The following is a 19,705-nucleotide window of genomic DNA, read 5'->3' as shown; positions in this document are numbered from 1 at the left end:
GTGTAAACAGTGTTTCCCACCAAGACGCTGACCGTGTTTCCGTTTCCTGACGTTCGGCCAACAGATGACTACTCTACGCACCCTGACCGGCCCCACGCAAACAACACCAACACCCGGGCGTGTCGCAGGCGTAAATGCGCTTGAATAGTGCCCATGTCTATTAATGACCGCAGCAATTTTGGATTCCAAGTAAATAGCGTGCTTACCTCCGACGGTTTTACCGGCACACACTCCGGTAAACCCCTGGGTCGCACAGGCACGATCACAACACCCCACGGCACAATCAACACCCCCGCTTTTATCCCGGTTGGCACGAAAGCAGTTGTGAAGGGTTTGCTGCCTGAAACTGTTAGAGAGCTGGGCGGGCAGGCAGTTTTAGCGAACGCCTATCACCTGTTTTTGCAGCCCGGCAGCAAAACCCTCGATCGGGCTGGTGGGCTTGCAAAGTTTATGCACTGGAACGGCCCAACCTTTACCGACTCCGGCGGCTTCCAAGTAATGTCACTCGGTGTAGGTCACAAGAAGACTCTCTCAATGGAGGCGGCAAAACACAACGCCGCCGAAGTTATCGCAAAAGACAAAGACCGGCTTGCCAAGGTTGATGAAGACGGGGTCACCTTCAAATCCTTCATAAACGGCGATACACACCGCTTCACGCCTGAAGTCTCCATGCGCGTCCAGCACGAAATTGGCGCAGACATCATGTTCGCTTTTGATGAACTGACCACGCTGATGAACTCCCGAGAGTATCAGGAAGCCTCTGTGCAGCGCACATCCCGGTGGGCAAAACGCTGCCTTGACGAGCATGCGCGCCTTACAACAGAGCGGACGGATCGGCCATACCAGGCACTGTTTGGTGTTATTCAGGGAGCGCAATACGAAGACCTGCGGCGGATGGCGGCAAAAGATTTGGGCACTATGACGGGTGCGGAACACACCTCACAGACCTTTGACGGTTTCGGCCTTGGCGGCGCAATTGAAAAACCGCGGCTCGGCGAAATTGTGAGCTGGATGACCGATGAACTCCCGGAAGATAAACCGCGCCATCTGCTCGGTATCTCTGAACCAGATGACCTGTTTCTGGGAATCGCGGCCGGTGCCGACACTTTTGACTGCGTTGCCCCCTCCCGTCAGGCTCGGGGTGGCACAATGTACAGCCGCGACGGCCGTGTAAACGCAAAAAATTCGATCCACAAAACCAGATTCGAGCCGCTTGAAATAGGTTGCGATTGCTACACCTGCGAAAACTATGACGCCGCATATCTGCATCATTTGTTTAAGTCGCGCGAGATGGGCGCTGCAACACTGGCAACAATTCACAACGAACGGTTTATTGTGCGACTCGTTGATGAAATTCGCGCATCGATGACTGACGGCACCTTTGCTGAGCTCCGCGAAGAAACGCTGCATCGCTACTACGGCAAGGAGTATGCCCAGGAGGTAATTGCACGCGCTAGCTAAGCTTTACGCGGCTCTTGATTCACTTTCTCGCTTAGAGTAAGCAGCAGATGCGGCACTAGCGCGGCGCCGCTACCGGCTGCAACCAGCAACTGCTCAGGTTTCCCAGTGGCCGCTTCTCCCACCGCATAAAGCCCGCTGATGCGCGTTAATCCGGGATGTGCTGCGTGCGGATCCGAAAGCCCTAAACCCTTAAATGCTGTTTCGGTCGCACCGAGCGGCGCGAGGAATTTAATGTTCAAAGAGCTCTTTGGCAGCACAAACCCGGCGCTTGCTGCAACAACCTCACCAGTGTGCAGGCGCACACCGTGCATTTGGGCGCGCTCACCAATAATCTCACTGACGCTATCGGCGTTTAGCACCGTCACCCTAGGGCTAAAGCGGCGCACCAGAGTCTCCGCCTGCAGCACAGCTTCCCGTTCTATTTCCGGGTGCGGAATGATGACGAGTGGCTTGTTTGTTTTTTCATAACCGTCACAAATCACACAGCTGTGTAACGCAGTCCCATAATAGGCGCGCAGGTTGGTAATTTCAGGCAGCTGTTCAGCAAGCCCGGTTGCAACCACTACGATCTTTGCGCTGACAGTTTTAACCTCAGCGCCCCGCACTGTTCGTAGGCTTAACTCAAACCCCGCATCAGCGCCGCGCTGCACCGCAGTAACCTCTGCCATTAGGTAGCTCGCACTCGGATAGGTGAGAAATTCTTCACGCCCGAGTTGCCTAAGTTCCAGCGGGGATGCGCCGTCACGGGTAATGAAACCGTGCGAGATAAGGGTGGCCGAGTGCCGTGGCCGGTTTGCATCGACCAACAGAACCCGCGCATGGCCGCGCACCAGGTTGAGAGCGCAGGCAAGGCCGGCTGGCCCGGCCCCAATCACCACAGCGTCAAAACAGTTTGCGGGAGCAGCATCCCCAGCGCCGCAGATAGCAGCTGTCGGCACAGCGCCCCCTTAAAGCTGGTCTGCTAGCCGCTGTAGACGGGTCAGTGACTCTGCCTTACCAAGCAGCTCTAACGACTCGAAAAGCGGCGGTGATACGCGACGGCCAGAAACTGCGACGCGCAGTGGCGTAAACGCAAATCTTGGCTTCAGCTCCATTTTTTCAACCAACGCAGACTGCAGCGTTTCTTGGATTGTCGCTGCCTGCCAGTCATCGTCGCTGAGTGCGTTAAGCGCCTCCTGGCTCGCCTCGAGCACCTCAGGCGCGTTATCTGACAGAGCTTTGAGAGCATCAGCAGCGTAGTCAATGTGTTCAGCTGTTGTGAAGAGGAAGCCCAACATTCCAACAGCCTCACTGAGCACAGTAATGCGTGACTGGACGAGCGGCACCGCCTGGTGCAACACCTCTCGCTGTTTATCAGTTAGCTCAGCTGGCAGAGCTCCCCCGGCTATCAGATACGGCACTATACGTTCTTCAAAATCTTGCGGATCGAGCAGTCGAATATGATCTGCGTTTATCGAGTCTGCTTTCTTCTGGTCGAATCGCGCTGGGTTTGGGTTGACGTTCTTTACATCAAAAGCGGCAACCATTTCGTCGCTGGTAAAAACATCACGGTCTGGGGCCAGCGACCAGCCGAGCAGCGAGAGATAGTTTATAAGCCCCTCGGGAATGAAACCGCGGTCGCGGTGATGCAAGAGGTTTGATTCGGGGTCGCGCTTTGAAAGCTTCTTATTCCCCTCCCCCATCACATATGGCAGGTGGCCAAAGTTTGGAATATGCCCCGCAACTCCGATCTCAATAAGCGCATGGTAGAGCGCAATCTGACGCGGAGTGGATGACAATAGATCTTCGCCACGCAGCACATGGGTGATGCCCATCAGAGCGTCATCAACAGGGTTTACCAGTGTGTAAAGCGGTGCCCCGTTTGGCCGCACAACAACAAAGTCGATCGTGGAACCGTGAGGAAAAGTGATGTCACCGCGCACCAGGTCTGTGAATGATAGATCAACATCCGGCACACGGAAACGCAAAGCTGGCTGGCGGCCTTCCCTGCGGAAGGCCTCTTTCTGCTCTTCGGTTAAATCGCGATCAAAGTTATCGTAACCAAGCTGCTTTGGGCGACCGTTAGCAATGTTGCGAGCTTCAATCTCTTCGGGGGTTGAATAGCTTTCATAGAGATGACCGCCGGCCTTTAGCTTCTCGATAACCTCCTGGTAGATCTCGCCGCGCTGTGACTGCCGGTATGGCTCATGCGGGCCACCGACGCCAACGCCCTCGTCCCAGTTAAGACCCAGCCAGTGCAGGCTGTCGATAATCTGCGCAAAACTTTCTTCGCTGTCTCGTGCCGCATCAGTGTCTTCAATACGAAAAACAAAAGTGCCGCCCGTATGCCGTGCATAAGCCCAGTTAAACAGAGCTGTGCGCACCATACCCACGTGTGGGGTGCCGGTTGGTGACGGACAAAAACGGACGCGCACGTCGCTGCCGGTTGCAGTTGAGAACAAAGATTTGCTTGAAGTAGTCATCACAAGCAAGTTTACTAGAGTGACTCAAGCCCCCAGCGCCCAGCATCAACCTCAGCTGCGAGTGTCGCCGCTAGTCTGGCAGCCGGGCTCAGCACCGCTGTATCGGTCGTTGCCAAGCCGACTGTGCGATGTCGCGCCCGTTGCATGGATACGGCCTTGGCCCCCTCAGGCAGTGTGCGCATGCCTGCAAGCGCTAAGCCCGGCACAAGCGCCACAGCAGTGCCGGCTGCCACCATCGCAACCATCGCCGGCATGTTATCGGTCTCTTGAATAATGTCCGGCTCGAACCCGTGCTCAGCTGCCACAGACAGCAGGTTGCCACGACACTTCTCGCAGCCAGCGATCCAGTGGTCTGCCCTAAAGTCAGCCATGTCTACCGCACCTTTAACAGCAGCGCGGGCGTCATCTGCAGCGATAACAAGATGCAGCTGCTCCCGCCACAGCGGTTTATAGACTGTTCCAGCCGGCAGCTTGGTGGTGTCTTGGTAGTCGAAAATTAGCGCGCAGTCGACTTCCCCATCGCGCAGCATTGCCAAGGCGGATGGTGGCTCTGCCTCGCGATACTGCATCGTTACTCCGGGGGCGAGTGAGGCTAAGGATCGCATCATGTCCGGCACTACGGTTGCCGAAGCTGAGGGGAACCCAACCAGACGCAGCTGCCCCCCGCGATCATCTTTTAACGCAGCAATTTTCTCGAATGCTTCATCGAGCTCAGCAACGACCTTTGCACCGTGACTGGCAAGAATCAGACCCGCCGGTGTCAAGCGGACACTGCGCCCAACCCGTTCAGTTAACGGCACCTGCAGTTTTGCTTCCAGTCGCTTTACGCGCTGCGACACAGCCGGCTGGCTCAGCCCCAGTTTTTCAGAAACTCCGGCGAGTGAACCTTCGCTACCCAGACTGTACAAAATGCGTAGGTCTGTTGAGTCGACACCCTCAGCCATGCTGCCTCATCAGTCGTCAGCGCTCATCCGAGCATCTACAACAGTGCGTGTACGTTCAGCTTCAGCCGCTAAAAGACGGGCTTGATTCTCAGCATTTTCTGCCTGCGCGCTGCGCAGCGCCTCAGCTTTATCAGCTTCGGTGGCGACCAGCTGGCCGCAGGCTCCATCAATTTCTTTGCCGCGAGTATCACGCAGAGTTGTCGGAATTCCGGCTTCATTCAAGCGCCGCACAAATTCGCGTGTCACATCGGGCTCAGAGCGCGTCCAAATAGAGCCCGGAGTTGGGTTCAGGGGGATCGGGTTAACGTGTACCCAACCTCGCCCGCGCGCATTTAATTTTTCAGCCAGCAGGTCAGCACGCCAGGCGTGATCGTTCATATCTTTGATCAACGCATACTCAATTGACACACGCCGCCCAGTTTTTTCGAAGTAGCCGCGCGCAGCGTCAAGCACCTCGTCAACCTTCCACCGGCTGTTTACCGGAATTAGGTCATCACGCAGCTCATCATCTGGCGCATGCAGGCTCAGCGCGAAGGTGAGCGGCAGCTCCTCGGCTGTCAGTTTGCGGATCGCGGGAGCCAATCCTACGGTGGAAACGGTAATGCCGCGCGCGCTCATACCCAGCCCCTCGCCGGCCGGGGCGATCATCATGCGAATTGATTGCATGACCCGTTTGTAATTTGCGAGCGGCTCACCCATGCCCATAAACACGATATTTGTGACGCGCTCAGGCTCTGCGCCGTTCCCAGCCTGCCTACCAACGCCGAGCCCACCCTCGGCGATAACACGGTTTGCTTGCACAACCTGATCAACGATTTCTGCCGCTGACATGTTTCGAGTCAGCCCCGCCTGCCCGGTGGCGCAGAACGGGCAGTTCATGCCGCAGCCGCATTCACTGGAAACACAGAGCGTGATACGACCCGGATACCGCATTAGAACTGATTCAATAAGGGATCCGTCAAACAGGCGCCACAAAAACTTCACAGTTGCGCCGTCATCTGTTGTGAGACGTTTCACCTCAGTTAAAAGAGGTGGTAAGAGCTCTCGCACAAGCTCTGCACGCCCCTCTTTTGGCAGGTCTGTCATCCGTTCAGGGTCAGCGGTGTAGCGCTCAAAATAGTGTTTCGCAATCTGTTTTGCACGGAATGCGGGCAGCCCCAGCTCTTTCACTTTTTCAACGCGCTCTGCAACACTCATATCAGCCAGGTGCTTTGGCGGCTGTTTCACACGCGGCGCGGCAAACTGCAGAGTTGGGCGCCCGTCTGGGTTGGTGATTTGCTTCCACCCTTCCGCTTTCGGCCGCACCTGCCGACGCTCAGACCTATCCGCTGCACCAACAGAACGTGGACGAGTCGCGCGCAGCCGCCCCTCAACCTGGCGCACACGCGGCGCCAGATCTGCTTTCTCTGTGTTGTGGTTAAGTCGTGCTGGATCCATAAGCCCTATTTATACAGTTTGGTTTCTGAGATTACTGGGTTTCGCAGCACCCCAATGCCGCTCACCTCAACCTCAACACTGTCACCGTCAGTAATCGTAGATACACCAGCGGGGGTGCCGGTGAGAATCACATCGCCAGGCACCAGGGTGAAAACTGAAGAGGCATAGGAGACTAGTTTCGCAACCGAATGAATCATGTCATGCACCGGCGCATCCTGCCGAATTTCACCGTTGATCCGCGATTTTACGCGCGCGGCATCAGAATTAAACTCAGTTTCAATGACAGGTCCGAGCGGGCAAAAAGTATCAAACCCTTTAGCGCGCGCCCACTGCCCGTCAGCCACTTGCAGATCGCGAGCGGAAACGTCATTAGCCACTGTATAGCCGAAAACTATGTCAAGCGCTTTCTCTTCTGGCACGTGCTTCCCGACAGCACCAATTACAACAGCAAGCTCTGCCTCAACCTGCACATTGCTAGAAACCTGTGGCAGCACGATTGGATCGCCGGGGCCAATCACAGAGGTGTTCGGCTTTAAAAACAGGAGCGGCTCAAAGGCCCCGCTGGCGGAAGTAGCGCCCGTAATATCCTGCATTTCCTGCTGGTGCGCAACATAGTTTTTACCCACACCGATTACTTTTGACATCGGCACTACCGGGGATAAAACACGGATCTGGCCGAAGCCGTATCGAGTGCCGGTTGTCTCAAACTTCCCGCCGAGCGGATCACCAGCAAGCTCAACAACCTCCAGATCACCGTTTTCAGCTTCGTCGACGACACCGAATGCGATTTTCTGCTCTTTTGAGAATCGAACAATCTTCACAACCGGCCGCCCTCTACTGCGCTACCTGATGCAGCCAGCCGCGCTTGTCGGCGCGCGTTCCGAACTGGATGCCGGTGATCTCCTCGCGGATCCGCACGGTCACATCGCCCGTTGGCTGTGGCAGCGCAATCTCAAAACCGTCTGGCCCGATTAGGTAACCGATCGGGGCGATCACCGCTGCTGTGCCGCAGGCGAATGCCTCTTGAATGTAGCCGCTCTTAACGCCAGCTGCCCATTCGCTGACGGTTACGTTACGCTCTTCAACTGTAAAGCCAAAATCGCGGGCGATCTCAATAATGCTTTCACGTGTCACCCCGGCAAGAATATTTCCGTTGAGCTCCGGGGTGAGAAGCTTGTTGTCGTTGGTGACAAGAAATAGATTCATGCCGCCAAGCTCATCTATTGAGTCATTATCACCGGCATCTGTAAACAGCACCTGCTGGCAACCGTTTGCAAAAGCTTCGTCTGTCGCAACGAGTGATGCGGCGTAATTGCCACCGCACTTTGCAAAGCCGGTGCCTCCAACGCCCGCACGATTGTAACTGGTCGACAGCCACAGCTTCAACGGCTTCAAACCACCTTCGAAGTAGTTACCTGAGGGGCTTGCGATAACGATAAAACGTGCACGGTGCGCACTGCGAACGCCTAAAAACACCTCGTCAGCAAACATAAACGGGCGCAGGTATAGCGAGAACCCTTCCTGCTCCGGCACCCAGCGGCTATCAACCGCAGTGAGCTTTTCGCACGCAGCGATAAAGAGCTCTTCAGGCAGTTCGGGCAGCGCAAGACGTTTTGCGCTCTTGTTGAATCGGGCAGCGTTTCGCTCCGGCCGGAAAATTGCGATTTCCCCGTTTGGGTGACGGTATGCCTTCACACCCTCAAAAATTTCCTGCCCGTAGTGCAGCACAGCGTTTGCTGGATCCATCGCAATAGGGCCGTAAGGCAACACTTCGGGAGTTTGCCAGCCGGTCTCTTTTTCCCACACGATTGAGATCATGTGGTCGGTGAAAAAGGATCCGAACCCCAGCTCACCCTTTAAAATTTCAGCAACTTCAGCGTCACTCTTTGGGTTGCTTGGCACCACCTGAAATTCTACGGTCACTTTTTGCTCCGTTCTCTGATGCACTGATGTTACAACCATCTGTGCAGATAAAGATGCGCGCGGCATAAATACCGCGCGCACTAGTACGGGAGAAGAGACTTGAACTCTCACGCCTTGCGGCACAGGAACCTAAATCCTGCGTGTCTACCAATTCCACCACTCCCGCGCTGCAAACAGTTTAGCGTAAATTACGGCTGCGCATATGCAACAGGCGGCAGGCTCAATTAAGAACCCGCCGCCTGCGCATTAATAATGCTTAGTGCTCGTCGTAGTGACCGTCGTGCTCAGCGTGACGGTGACCGTCGTGCAGGTAATCTACGTGATCACCGTGCTCAACCGTCTCATGCCCACAGTCTGCGCCATGCGCATGCTCTTCAACGGTGTGCTCGCTAGTCTTGTGCTCTTCAGTCATAATTTGGTTCCTTACTTAATAGCTGTTACACCAATTGTGACCGTGCACCGAGAGGTTGTCAATTTACTGGAAGTGAGAAACAAACTCAGTTTCATCAGGGGTTTTTCGCTCAGCCAAGCCGCTGCTGCAAGAGCGGAATCAAAGCCTCAAACGCCCGCCGACGGTGCGACAGTAAATTCTTTTTTTCCGGGTCAATCTCAGCCGCAGAAACATCCATGCCGCGGGGCTGAAAAATTGGATCGTACCCAAAACCATTCTCGCCGCGCCGCTCGTTAAGAACCGATCCTTCCCACTCACCGAGCACCACATCTTCAGTGGTTGATCCAGCTGCGTCCGGCACAACCAGCGCGGCCGCGCACACGAAACTGGCCTCTCGATGCGCTGCCGGGACATCCTTTAACTGCCACAGCAGTAGGTCAACATTCGCACTGTCTGACCGAGCCGGCCCGCCCCAGCGCGCAGAAAAAATACCCGGCGCGCCACCCATTACACGCACCGCAATTCCGCTGTCGTCAGCGATCGCCGGTTTGCCCGTGCGGATCGCCGCTGCCCGCGCCTTTATGAGCGCATTTTCGGCAAAGCTGATGCCAGATTCAACCGGCTCCGGCCCGTCATCACCAACAAGTTGCACCTCAGGTAGCAAAGGCGCAAGAATCGCACGCAACTCTTCTAGTTTGTGTGCGTTGCGGCTGGCGAGAATAACTTCAGTCATTTAGAACTCAACTCCTTGCAAAGCCGCTTCCTGTGCGGCGCGCAACTGACTGTTTGCGGCCTCTGCAAGATCGAGCAGTTGCGCCAGCTCATCGCGCGTAAAAGGAGCCCCCTCTGCCGTTCCCTGCACCTCAACGAAGTCGCCAGAACCTGTCATCACAACGTTCATATCTGTTTCAGCGGTTGAGTCTTCAATATACGGCAAATCTGCCACAGCTTGGCCGTTAACGATACCAACAGACACCGCAGCGACAGAGTCGGTGAGCACCCTATTTCTCAAAGGAATAAACTTTCTTTCTTTCGCCCACGCAACAGCTTCTGCGAGCGCGACATAAGCTCCCGTAATGCTGGCTGTGCGGGTGCCGCCGTCTGCCTGCAGCACATCACAGTCGATGACAATAGTGTTTTCACCGAGGGCTTTGGTGTCAACTACAGCGCGCAAACTGCGCCCGATGAGACGTGAAATTTCGTGGGTGCGGCCCCCAATTTTACCGCGCACTGATTCGCGACCCGTGCGCTCACTGGTCGCGCGCGGCAGCATTGCGTACTCTGCTGTCACCCAGCCGGTGCCCTCCCCCTTTTTCCAGCGGGGCACCTCGTTGGTGAAGCTTGCTGTGCACAGCACCTTTGTCTTGCCGAAACTTACAAGCGCTGATCCTTCGGCCTGTTCACTCCAGCCGCGTTCGATTTTTATGTCGCGCAGCTGTTCCGGGGTGCGGCCGTCAAATCGGGTCTGGGTCATGTTTGTCCTTTCTTAAATGCGCGTGTTAGATACGCGTCACACTGTCGATTTGCAGGCCGAGCATTGTTTGCGCGAGCGCTTTAAACGAGCCGGTATCTCTGCCCGTCGCCTCAAACCGTATCTGAGGCGGATGGTCTTGTGGGTTTAAAAGGTCGAGCTTGCGCAGCACACGATAGACCTCGTTGGCGGTTTCAGTGTCACTGGTAACTAAGGCCACATTGGGGCCGACGGTGTGTCTAATCGCGCCCTGCAAGAACGGGTAGTGGGTGCAGCCAAGAATTAGAGTATCGATGTCGGCTGCGATTAGCGGCTCGAGATAGCGCTTAGCGACATCCTCCACTTCTGGGCCTGCGGTTGTGCCAGCTTCAACGAGCTCAACAAAGCGGGGTGCCGCCTGACTAATCAGGTCAACTCCGCCGTGCACAGCGCAGAAATCGTCGTACACACGACTTTTTACTGTTGCTTGGGTGCCGATAAGCCCAATATTGCCGTTGCGGGTTAGGGCAATCGCGCTGCGCACCGTGGGGCGAATCACTTCTACCACCGGCACATCGTAGCGTTCGTATGCATCGCGCAGCACTGCTGTGGAGGCGGTGTTGCAGGCAATCACAAGCATCTTCACGCCCTCTGCAACCAGCCTGTCGAGCATTTCAAGCGAGTATTCACGCACCTCTTTTATGGGTTTTGTGCCGTAGGGGTTGCGGGCGGTGTCGCCGAGGTAAATTATTGCTTCATTTGGCAGCTGATCCCTAATTGCGCGCGCAACTGTTAAGCCGCCAACACCAGAGTCGAAAACGCCGATGGGTAGGGTTGTATCAAGTTCTGGAAACTTCTGCTTCACGCCTATAAATGTACCCTGCAAAGGTTAGAGGATCCCCTGCTTGTTATTTTTGTGCGCGGCAGCAGATATGAGAAGCTCCCCTACGACTGGCGTATATTGCAGTCGCAGGGGAGCTTTTTTAGCGTTGAGTTTTAGCTCCGTGTGCGGCGGCGCGCTGTGAGAAGCGCACCACCAAGAGCAAGCACTCCGGCTCCGATTAGGAGAGCCAGGGTAGCGTCAGGAGCGCCTGTGTTGGCGAGGGTTTGCTTCCCGCTCGCTGTCACAGGAGCCGCTTGTGTAGCCCCTGATGCTGCAGCTTTGATGGTGATTTCCTGAGAGACACTCACCTTCTGCTCTGCGCCATCTGCGCTGCGTGCAAGGCCGGTAGCAATCACAGTGTGTGACCCCGCTGGCAGAGTGCTAGGCACCTTCCATGCGAGAGAGGCAGCCCCTTGCGCATCAGCTTTGACTGTGCCAATAACGAGCGGATCAGAGTGCACCTCAAAGGTGACTTCAGTTCCCGGGATAAATCCGGCTGCAAGGATATCTAGGGCATCTCCCACTGCAAGCTCAGTCTGTGAGAGGGTGAGCTGCGGTTTCACAGTCGCGGGTGCGTTATCCGCTGGTGTGTTATCCGCGTCTGCTGGTGCGTCATTCGTATCCGCGGCAGGAGCTTCTGTGCCTGCGTCGTCAGTCTCAGCAGGCACTGCCGGAGCGGCAGGCTCACTTGGTTTATCAGCTGGGGCAACCGGCTCACTTGGCTTATCGGTCGGGGTCTCTGACTGAGCCGAAGTGTCAGACTGAGCTGGATCATCACTCGGAGTTGCAGGCTGCGTAGGCTCTTCAGTCGGAGCAACCGGCTCAGCGTTTGAGTCACCTGGCTCGGTGTTTGAGTCAGCCTGCTTCTCCACCCCGATGTATAGCTTGTCAGAAACAACCCAATCTGTTTGCTTGTATTCATTTCCGTACCAGCCGGCAGAGCGAACAGAAACGGTGTAGACACCATTAGGAACAGAGCTGAAGGTTTCAGAACGCGCTTCAGGATCAGAGAGGTTCTTTTGCTTGCTCTGGTAGAGCGGATCTGAGCACTGCTCCACACAGGTGATCAGCACCTCCCAGCCGCGGGCTGGAGTTGCGCCAGAATAGCTCCATTCGGCAGCAACGTCACCCTTCTCCTGCACAGTTGCTGCAACAGTATCCGGTGCGAAGATCGCGTTTGGATCGTAATCAATCGCCTTAAATGACAGCTTTTCTGCACGGTCGATAGAGCGTTCAGTCAGCGCCAGGGCGTGCGCAGCCATTGTTCCGGCATAGTAGGTCTTGTTGCGATCCATACTGTTTGCCGCCAAAACAACATCTATTTTGAAGGCGCCGTCATTAGCCTTGAGCTGTTCTGGGGTTACCCACTGAGCGGCAATAAATTCGCCCTCACCGAGCCCTTGTGTTCTAACGTACTCCCCCGGCTTCCACATGGCTTCTTCGCTAACAACCACGTAGACACCATTCCGTGCAGCGTCACTAACAAAGTCTTTACCGCTAATGGTAAGCACATTCCGTGCTGCCGGATCAAGATTCTCATGCGGCTCAACAGTTACCGAAGCACTCGCACGGTTGGTGGGAGCAGTATTGCGCCCAAAAGTAGCGGTGAGCTTAACATCTGCATCCGGCATTGTGAAGGATGTTTGCGGGCTGGTCCAGGCTGTTGGCTCAACGCCGGGAGTTTCGCTCGTCCAACGCAGGAAGTGATGATTTTCTGGCACCTGCGCTGTGATGGTTACGGTCTCTCCCGCAAGCGCAGTTTGCGCTGAGGCTGTGCCGCCGGTCACGGTGATCGCATGCGCTACCGCCGCAGGTTTATCTTCAAAGACTGCTGTGACGGCGACGGCGCTAGCCGGCATCATAAAACTGGTGTTAGCGTCTTTCGCATTAGCAAATGACACACCAGCAGTTTCGGTGCGCCACTCAACAAAGCGTTTACCCTCAGGCACAGAGGCGGTTAACGTAACTTTCTCGCCTTTAGCTGCTTGCGCCTGAGAGGCCTTACCACCCTCGACTGTGACAGCGTGGGTCACAAGGTTGGGGGTTGTGTAGCTAATACCAATTTCTGTCGGCACTTTACGCGAGTCTGCTGAACCACCGCTGGAGTACCAGTAAGCTGCCTGCCCTGTTTCTCCTTGGAAGTCAACAAATTCTTGCGGCCATGCACCCCAGTTCGCTCCGGTGCGCGCCTGGGTTCCGCCCAACGGCGGAGTAATTTCAACACCCTTGTATTCGGGTGTCACTTTAATGCCACTGTCAGTTACCGTGACATTTTTTAGGGTGGCGAGAGTTACTTCACGAGCACGCAACCGCTTCCACTGGCTCTGATCCTCCATGGACGTGCCGTATCCAGAAAGGCGCCCTGTGAGCACACCCTCACCGTTTACAACGTTGAGTTTCGGGTTAACAACGCTCCAGTAGGTCATTCCCGAGTAGTAGATCACTGAGAATGAGCCAAACCAGCGGATTTGTGCGGAGTTTGTTTCAGGATCAACAGTTCCGGTGCCCTTAACGATGCGCACAATATTTTCTGAGGTTTTTCCTGAAGTGTTTGTGCGCGAGCCATCTCGAGTCTGGCACTTGGTGTCCCAGGTGGTTGGCACCAATTCTCCGTTGCTGTTTGGCTTCAGAATTGAGGTGTTATCGTCATTTTGACGCCACATCACGTCAGAGTTTGCAGGGTTAACAAACACCTTGCCGTTTTCTTCCTGTTTGCCCTGCCAGATGCTGGAAGACTCATTATCTCCAGACACACCAGCACCAAGGAAGTTACAGGTTCTTGGTGCGTACCCCGCACTGCCTGATTCTGCGTTCAAACCCCACTCAAAGACTGCGTCAGTGATTTCTGATTCAGCAGCTTGCGCTGTGACCGGTACAAGGAGGGAGGTAGCTAGCACCCCGGAGAGTGCAACGGCAGCTATACCTGCCCTCCACTTGCTTCTATGCATGTAATACTCCTCATGTCACAAGGACATTTAGCACTTAGGTAAACGTAAATTAATCTGTGTAACTGCGTGCACGCAGTTTAGACAAGCACTACGTAGTGCTTGCCAGCCGAAAATCGGCACACAGATGAAAGATAGCATTACCTAACTTCGCAGCGTAAGAAAAAATTCCTGTGAATTTAATGAAGAGCTTGCGTCCCCTTCAAAAGGCGCGAAAAATCGCTGATTTAGGGCATTCTGATCCAGGTTTTACGGTGCAGCTCGGTGAGCCCGTGTGTTGCAATACCGGCGAAGTGCGCTTTCGAACCGTACCCTTTATTGCTCTCCCATGCATAGTGTGGGAAATCTTTCGCTGCTGCGATCATAAAGCGATCACGCTGCACCTTTGCGCGCACACTAGCTGCCGCAACTGTCGCACACGCGCGATCCGCCCCCACCCTAGTGACCACAGTGAGCGGTGAATTAAGTTGTGGGCTGAGCCAATCGTGTTTACCGTCGAGCAAAATAACAGCATGCTGCACCGGAATGCCCGCCGCGTGCAGCATGATCAGCGCCGCACGGGCTGTGCGGCCGAGCATTTCGGTGATCCCGTTTGCGTCTATTTCTGCTGCTGCGCCAAAGGCGACAGAGCCCGCACCCCAAACGTCTAACAGCGGCGCCACAGCCTCCCGCCGTTTTTCGGTCAGCAGTTTTGAATCTCGCAAACCGGCTGGAATCTCTCCGGCATCCGGCGTAAAAACTTGGGCACCAACTGCAACAGGGCCGGCAATCGCCCCACGCCCAACTTCGTCGAGACCGATCACAAGCGGCGCTTTGGTGAGCAACTCAAATTCGTAATCGAGCGTTGGGTCTTTTGCGCAGTTTGAGATATTCATGCGGCTATTTGTCAGAGGGGTCGGGAACTTTTTTAAAAACTTCCGCATAGTTGTCGAGCCAGGTGAAACGATCGAGCGGCCAGTTCAAAACGAAGGCACGCCCAACCACGTTATCAATCGGCACAAATCCGCGCCCCGGCTGATCAGTGTTAAAGCGACTATCCCGTGACGCAAAGCGGTTATCGCCGAGCACCCACAGCGCATTTTCGGGGACGGTCACATCGAACTCAGTGTACGGCCCAGGATGGTTGCGAGTCTCCTCAGACAAATAGGTTTCGTCTAGTGTTTCCCCGTTAATGCTCAGTCGCCCCCGTGCATCGCAGCACACCACGTGGTCGCCGGGCAGCCCAATAACCCGCTTTATCAGGTAGCTGGCGTCATCTTCAGCAGCCAACCCAATGAACTGCATGAACTTACCCAGAGCGCTATCGTTCTTCTGTGGCACAGATAGAATCCAGCCTCCTGGATCGCTGAAAACCACAACGTCACCGCGATTTAAACCCACCATGTCTGGCACCAGCTGATTCACCATCACCCGGTCATTAACCTTCAGGGTGGTTTCCATCGAACTTGAGGGAATGAAAAAAGAGCGGATCAGGAAGGTTTTCAAAACGAACGAGATGAGGAGCGCGACCAGCACAATAACGATGAGATCGCGGATGAAGGTGAGGGCGCCGCCTGGTTTTTTAGCTGAGGTTTCGGAGTTCTGCACGTTTTCGTCTTAGTTGAAGGATCTAGGTGAGATCACCAGTTTAGCCGCAACCTAATGCCAAGAACTCAAATACGGTAAAACAGACTGTGTCTTTCGATCTAGCCTGCATAGTTACGCAGATCCCTCGCCAGGAGTTTAACCGCGCTCAATCAGTTTCAGCGTTTACTGCTGGGGCTAGCTGGCGCAGTATCTTTGCAGCAGGCCCTGCAGCTAGACCGGTGTACGGCTCACCCGCCCAAATGTGAGTCCATTCGTGCGCTCCTGTACTTGCTGCTGCGCGTCGCAAAGGAGCGGTTATCTCATGCACCCCGGGATAGATTGCAGGGGCTGTTTCATGGTATCGCTCTGCCCAACTATTTTTGATAGCCCGCGCAAAGCGCCCGGTAAAAGCCCTCGTCAAAACCGTCTCCCGCTCCAACGACTGCAGCACCTCGCGCTGCGTCGCCGAGGTGCCCGCCTCGTCTGCTAAGAGCAGCGGGGTGCCGATCTGCACAGCAACAGCGCCAGCATCTAGCAGCTCTCGCACCTGCGCGCCGGTGCGGATCCCACCTGCGGCAATCAGCGGCAAAGAACATACGCTGCGTATCTGCTCAATCAGCTGCAACAGCGGTAGCTGATTTAACTCATCAGACACACTAAATGTTGACTGATGCCCACCAGCGGCAGGCCCCTGCACGCAGAGAAAATCAGCACCCGCTTGCGCAGCAACCACGGCGTCTTCAGGTTTGGTAACGGTTACACCAACGAGGGAACCAGAATCCTTAAGCCTGCGCACCAGCTCGGTGGGTGGGCAGCCGAAAGTGAAGGTTACAACGGCAACCGTCTGGGAAACACACACCTGTATAAGCTCATCAAAAACCCGAGCTTCGCTTTCGGCACTGGCTTTTGCCTCACCCAACTCGGCTCCTAGCTGCTGACTTACAGAATCTAAAGCAGTAGCGAACTCTGTCAGCTGCTTATCTGCGTCAGACGGCAGCTGTTCGTCTGTCACGGGCATAAAAAGATTGACACCGAAAGGCAGATCGGTAAGTGCTTTGGTCTTCTGAATCTGCTCTGCCAGGCTCTCGGCAGAGAGGTAGCCACCCGCCACAAAGCCTAGACCACCCGCTGCAGACACTGCTGCCGCAAGCTCAGGCGTGCTCACCCCACCAGCCATAGGGGCTCCAACAATAGGCAGTTCGAGAGATGAGAAAGAAAACATTTTGCACCCTTTCGCGAGCTTTTTCTAGCCACGAGTTTAGCCGCTGGGCTGCTTAAAGGCAGGCCTGTTTCTCTCAGCTGCGCAAGGTTGCATCTTGGCAGCTGTCATAAAACGGCAAGGGTCTGAATCCGATGCAGTATCAGATTCAGACCCTTGCAGAAGGAAACCCGTGCAGACCGATCCTAGTTAAGGAATTAGCCTAAGGCCGGGTTATGCCCTATAAGTAGTTAACGGTTTAGACGTCGTCGCGCTTTTCGCGAATCTTAGCCTTCTTGCCGGTCAGGCCGCGCAGGTAGTAAAGCTTTGCACGACGCACATCACCGCGAGTTACAACCTCGATCTTGTCGATAGCTGGTGAGTGCACTGGGAATTTACGCTCAACCCCAACCTGGAAGCTAATCTTGCGCACGGTGAAGGTTTCACGAACGCCCTCGCCGTGACGCGCGATTACAACACCCTGGAAAACCTGCACACGTGAGCGGTTACCTTCAACGATGTTAACGTGCACCTTAACAGTGTCGCCCGCGCGGAAGTCTGGGATGTCGCTCTTCAGCGATGCTGCATCAAGGAAGTCAAGCTTCTGCATGATCATCTCTTTCTGTGCCCGCCGCAAGTCGAACACGCATTAATAGTTTCAAGACTTAGTGTTTTGTGTTAGCTTGAGACGCGCTCACCCTCACGGCAGCGGCGCGCGCTGACACACAGAGATAAATTCTACGGTATTAGTCGGTTATTTACAAACTAGAATCAGCGGGTTATTCAATCAGTTTTGCAACTCACGCTGCGTACCCACTGAGCCCTAATCAGCTTCCGGCGGCAACAGATCAGGGCGCACACGACGAGTGCGCTCGATTCGCTGTGCGTGACGCCACTCGGCGACCTTCTTATGATTCCCGCTGAGCAGCACCGGTGGCACTTCTCGGCCGCGCCACACCGCCGGCTGCGTGTAGCTCGGGTATTCGAGCAAACCGCTCTCACCCTCATGCGACTCTTCAACAAGGCTTTCCGGGTTGCCAACCATACCCGGTAAGAGACGGGCGATCGCTTCAATCATTGCAATCGAAGCCACTTCACCGCCGTTTAAAACATAGTCGCCGATGCTGACAAGCTTCACCCGCCCACGCTCTGCATACTCATCAAACACACGCTGATCGATGCCTTCATAACGACCGCACCCAAATATAAGGTGTGCTTCACCGGCAAGCTCACGCGCCATGCCCTGATTAAAAACTTCACCCGCAGGTGACGGAAAGATGATTAATGGTTCAGCATCTGTTGCAACGGTGGGCGACTCGCTAAGAATTTTATCCAGCACCAACCCCCAGGGCTCAGCTTTCATCACCATACCGGCGCCACCGCCTGCTGGTTTATCATCAACAGTGCGATGTTTGTCTGTTGTGACATCACGCAGGTCGTGGACGGCAACATCGAGCAGCCCGCGCTGCCGGGCTTTACCCAACAGTGACAGCTCTAGGGCATCAAAATAGGCGGGAAAGATTGAAACAATATCAATGCGCACTGTCAGCCTCATCAGCAAACAACCCGCGCGGCGGAGTGACACGCACGAATCCCGCTGCGAGATCAACCTCCGGCACAATCGCTGCAACTAACGGCACAAACACTGTTTCGCCAGCAGCAACCCGCACCGCTAATAGATCTTGCGCGGGCATGTGCTCAACCGAGGCCACAGTGCCGTGCACAATAACAGCGCCATCAGTGCCTAATTCTCGCACCTCAAGGCCAACTAAATCCTGATCGTACCAAGCATCGTCTTCTGCGCCCGCGGCAACAACCGCCTCATCGATCCACAAAATTGCACGCACGATGCTTTCGGCTGCTGTGCGATCTGGAACCTCGCTAAAGAAACCGACCGGCTGCTGGTTAAACCACCGCAATTCACTAAGCGTGATAGTTTTGCCAAACCACTCACTCTCGCGCGGCACCTGCAGATAAAACTCGGCTCCCGGCACGAAACGCAGGTCAGGGCTGTCGGTAAAAAGTTCGAGTTTAATGCCGCCCTTCAGACCGTGCGGCTTGGTCAGTCTGCCAACACGCAGGCTCCCCCGCCCAATATTGGGAAGGGGAGCCTGAACGCGACCTGAGGGTTTATTCATCTATGCAGTCTCATCGGTGTCGACAATATCAATGCGCACACGACGGTCACGCGCCAGCGCACCGATGACCGTGCGCAGAGCTTGCACTGTGCGACCCGACCGGCCAATCACACGGCCAAGGTCGTCCGGGTGCACACGCACCTCAAGGGTTTCACCGCGCACGCTCTCAACAGAGTCAATCTCCACAGCTTCAGGACGGTCAACGATACCGCTGATAAGGTGCTTTAGCGCGTCCTGTAATGAGACTGTCGACATTCTAATTAAGCCTCTTCAGTGGTTTCAGCAGCGGCATCCTCAGCCGCCTCTGCCTCAGCAGCAGGAGCCTCAGCAGGCTTTTCTGCCTTTGGCTTAATAACCGACTTCTTTGACTCGTCAGCCACAAAAGCTTCCTTAGCCTCAACCGGCTTCACAACAGACTCGGTGTTGCCCTCGCCCTTGAACTTGCCCCAGTCGCCGGTCAGCTTCAGAAGTGCTCGCACCTGCTCGGTTGGCTGTGCACCAACGCCGAGCCAGTACTGTGCGCGCTCTGAGTTGATCTCAATGAAAGATGGGTTCTCAGTTGGGTGATACTTACCGATCTCTTCAATTACGCGACCGTCGCGCTTAGTGCGTGAGTCAGCTACCACAACGCGGTAGAAAGGCGCGCGGATCTTACCCATGCGCTTCAGGCGAATCTTTACTGCCATTTTTGCTCCTAATTAAAGCTTATTTCGGTGAGCTCGGGCTCACATGAGTCAGCGACCGGCTCCGGCCTGTCGCACCCTTCAATCATGACACAGTTTTACTATATTCGCAATTTATGTTGCGATCTGGGATTTTTCATTTAGGATAAGAAATCAAATAACTGTTATATTATTTTGCTACATTTAGCTAATTTGCTCTCCAGGGAGAAAATGGCGGATCCACC

Annotated in this window: 20 protein-coding genes and 1 tRNA gene; 1 reads left to right on the top strand and 20 read right to left on the bottom strand. The window is 55.1% G+C overall.

The features are described 5' to 3' along the window. Positions 1-153 precede the first annotated feature (153 nt). Positions 154-1,461 carry a tRNA guanosine(34) transglycosylase Tgt gene (tgt, locus tag HCQ99_RS06340; RefSeq protein WP_166987564.1) on the top strand — a complete coding sequence of 436 codons (1,308 nt, stop codon included), beginning with the start codon at positions 154-156 and terminating at the stop codon, positions 1,459-1,461. Here the strand turns inward: tgt and HCQ99_RS06335 are convergent. From HCQ99_RS06335 to rpsP, 20 genes are all read right to left on the bottom strand, one after another. Continuing rightward, positions 1,458-2,399, bottom strand: a complete 942-nt coding sequence (locus HCQ99_RS06335; protein ID WP_166987561.1) for an NAD(P)/FAD-dependent oxidoreductase — start codon at positions 2,397-2,399, stop codon at positions 1,458-1,460. The two genes, tgt and HCQ99_RS06335, sit on opposite strands and share 4 nt — an antisense overlap. A 9-nt stretch (positions 2,400-2,408) precedes the next feature. Further along, complete coding sequence (gene gltX / locus HCQ99_RS06330; protein WP_166987557.1) at positions 2,409-3,923, bottom strand: glutamate--tRNA ligase; 1,515 nt, start codon at positions 3,921-3,923, stop codon at positions 2,409-2,411. A 14-nt stretch (positions 3,924-3,937) separates the two neighbouring features. Further along, positions 3,938-4,867 (bottom strand): LysR family transcriptional regulator, encoded by a 930-nt coding sequence (locus HCQ99_RS06325; RefSeq protein WP_166987554.1) that lies wholly within the window; start codon positions 4,865-4,867, stop codon positions 3,938-3,940. Between the two features lie 9 nt (positions 4,868-4,876). Beyond that, positions 4,877-6,304, bottom strand: a complete 1,428-nt coding sequence (gene rlmN, locus HCQ99_RS06320) for a dual-specificity RNA methyltransferase RlmN (RefSeq protein ID WP_166987550.1) — start codon at positions 6,302-6,304, stop codon at positions 4,877-4,879. A 5-nt stretch (positions 6,305-6,309) separates the two neighbouring features. Further along, positions 6,310-7,125 carry a fumarylacetoacetate hydrolase family protein gene (locus HCQ99_RS06315; RefSeq protein ID WP_166987547.1) on the bottom strand — a complete coding sequence of 272 codons (816 nt, stop codon included), beginning with the start codon at positions 7,123-7,125 and terminating at the stop codon, positions 6,310-6,312. 13 nt (positions 7,126-7,138) lie between these two features. Next, positions 7,139-8,266: a branched-chain amino acid aminotransferase gene (locus tag HCQ99_RS06310; RefSeq protein WP_166987544.1), complete on the bottom strand. Its 1,128-nt coding sequence runs from the start codon at positions 8,264-8,266 to the stop codon at positions 7,139-7,141. Positions 8,267-8,311: 45 nt separating this feature from the next. Further along, positions 8,312-8,393, bottom strand: a tRNA-Leu gene (locus tag HCQ99_RS06305). 90 nt (positions 8,394-8,483) lie between these two features. Then, a complete protein-coding gene (locus HCQ99_RS06300; RefSeq protein WP_166987541.1) occupies positions 8,484-8,639 on the bottom strand; it encodes a zinc transporter permease in 156 nt (51 codons plus the stop codon). Positions 8,640-8,748: 109 nt separating this feature from the next. After that, complete coding sequence (gene rdgB / locus HCQ99_RS06295; protein WP_166987538.1) at positions 8,749-9,351, bottom strand: RdgB/HAM1 family non-canonical purine NTP pyrophosphatase; 603 nt, start codon at positions 9,349-9,351, stop codon at positions 8,749-8,751. Further along, positions 9,352-10,092 (bottom strand): ribonuclease PH, encoded by a 741-nt coding sequence (gene rph / locus HCQ99_RS06290; RefSeq protein WP_166987535.1) that lies wholly within the window; start codon positions 10,090-10,092, stop codon positions 9,352-9,354. A 25-nt stretch (positions 10,093-10,117) separates the two neighbouring features. Next, positions 10,118-10,933, bottom strand: a complete 816-nt coding sequence (gene murI, locus HCQ99_RS06285; RefSeq protein ID WP_166987532.1) for a glutamate racemase — start codon at positions 10,931-10,933, stop codon at positions 10,118-10,120. 131 nt (positions 10,934-11,064) lie between these two features. Next, complete coding sequence (locus tag HCQ99_RS06280; protein WP_166987529.1) at positions 11,065-13,899, bottom strand: InlB B-repeat-containing protein; 2,835 nt, start codon at positions 13,897-13,899, stop codon at positions 11,065-11,067. Between the two features lie 224 nt (positions 13,900-14,123). Beyond that, positions 14,124-14,771, bottom strand: coding sequence for a ribonuclease HII (locus HCQ99_RS06275; RefSeq protein ID WP_166987526.1), 648 nt, complete (start codon positions 14,769-14,771; stop codon positions 14,124-14,126). A gap of 4 nt (positions 14,772-14,775) precedes the next feature. After that, positions 14,776-15,483: a signal peptidase I gene (gene lepB, locus HCQ99_RS06270; protein WP_166987522.1), complete on the bottom strand. Its 708-nt coding sequence runs from the start codon at positions 15,481-15,483 to the stop codon at positions 14,776-14,778. Between the two features lie 145 nt (positions 15,484-15,628). Continuing rightward, on the bottom strand, positions 15,629-16,684 hold the full coding sequence (locus tag HCQ99_RS06265) for an NAD(P)H-dependent flavin oxidoreductase (protein WP_166987519.1): 1,056 nt from the start codon (positions 16,682-16,684) through the stop codon (positions 15,629-15,631). 235 nt (positions 16,685-16,919) lie between these two features. Then, entirely contained in the window at positions 16,920-17,270 is a 351-nt protein-coding gene (gene rplS, locus HCQ99_RS06260; protein WP_166987514.1) for a 50S ribosomal protein L19, read from the bottom strand. Positions 17,271-17,483: 213 nt separating this feature from the next. After that, on the bottom strand, positions 17,484-18,203 hold the full coding sequence (gene trmD / locus HCQ99_RS06255) for a tRNA (guanosine(37)-N1)-methyltransferase TrmD (RefSeq protein ID WP_166987511.1): 720 nt from the start codon (positions 18,201-18,203) through the stop codon (positions 17,484-17,486). Then, entirely contained in the window at positions 18,193-18,798 is a 606-nt protein-coding gene (gene rimM / locus HCQ99_RS06250; protein ID WP_166987508.1) for a ribosome maturation factor RimM, read from the bottom strand. Before rimM ends, trmD begins: the two co-directional genes overlap by 11 nt. Then, positions 18,799-19,053, bottom strand: coding sequence for an RNA-binding protein (locus tag HCQ99_RS06245; RefSeq protein WP_166987505.1), 255 nt, complete (start codon positions 19,051-19,053; stop codon positions 18,799-18,801). Positions 19,054-19,058: 5 nt separating this feature from the next. Further along, entirely contained in the window at positions 19,059-19,484 is a 426-nt protein-coding gene (gene rpsP / locus HCQ99_RS06240) for a 30S ribosomal protein S16 (RefSeq protein ID WP_166987502.1), read from the bottom strand. Positions 19,485-19,705 lie beyond the last annotated feature (221 nt).

The organism is Canibacter zhoujuaniae, assembly GCF_011752015.1.
GTDB classification, from domain to species: Bacteria; Actinomycetota; Actinomycetes; order Actinomycetales; family Microbacteriaceae; genus Canibacter; species Canibacter zhoujuaniae.
Note: the sequence above shows the minus strand (reverse complement) of the source record. Positions and strands in the feature narration are given on the sequence as shown.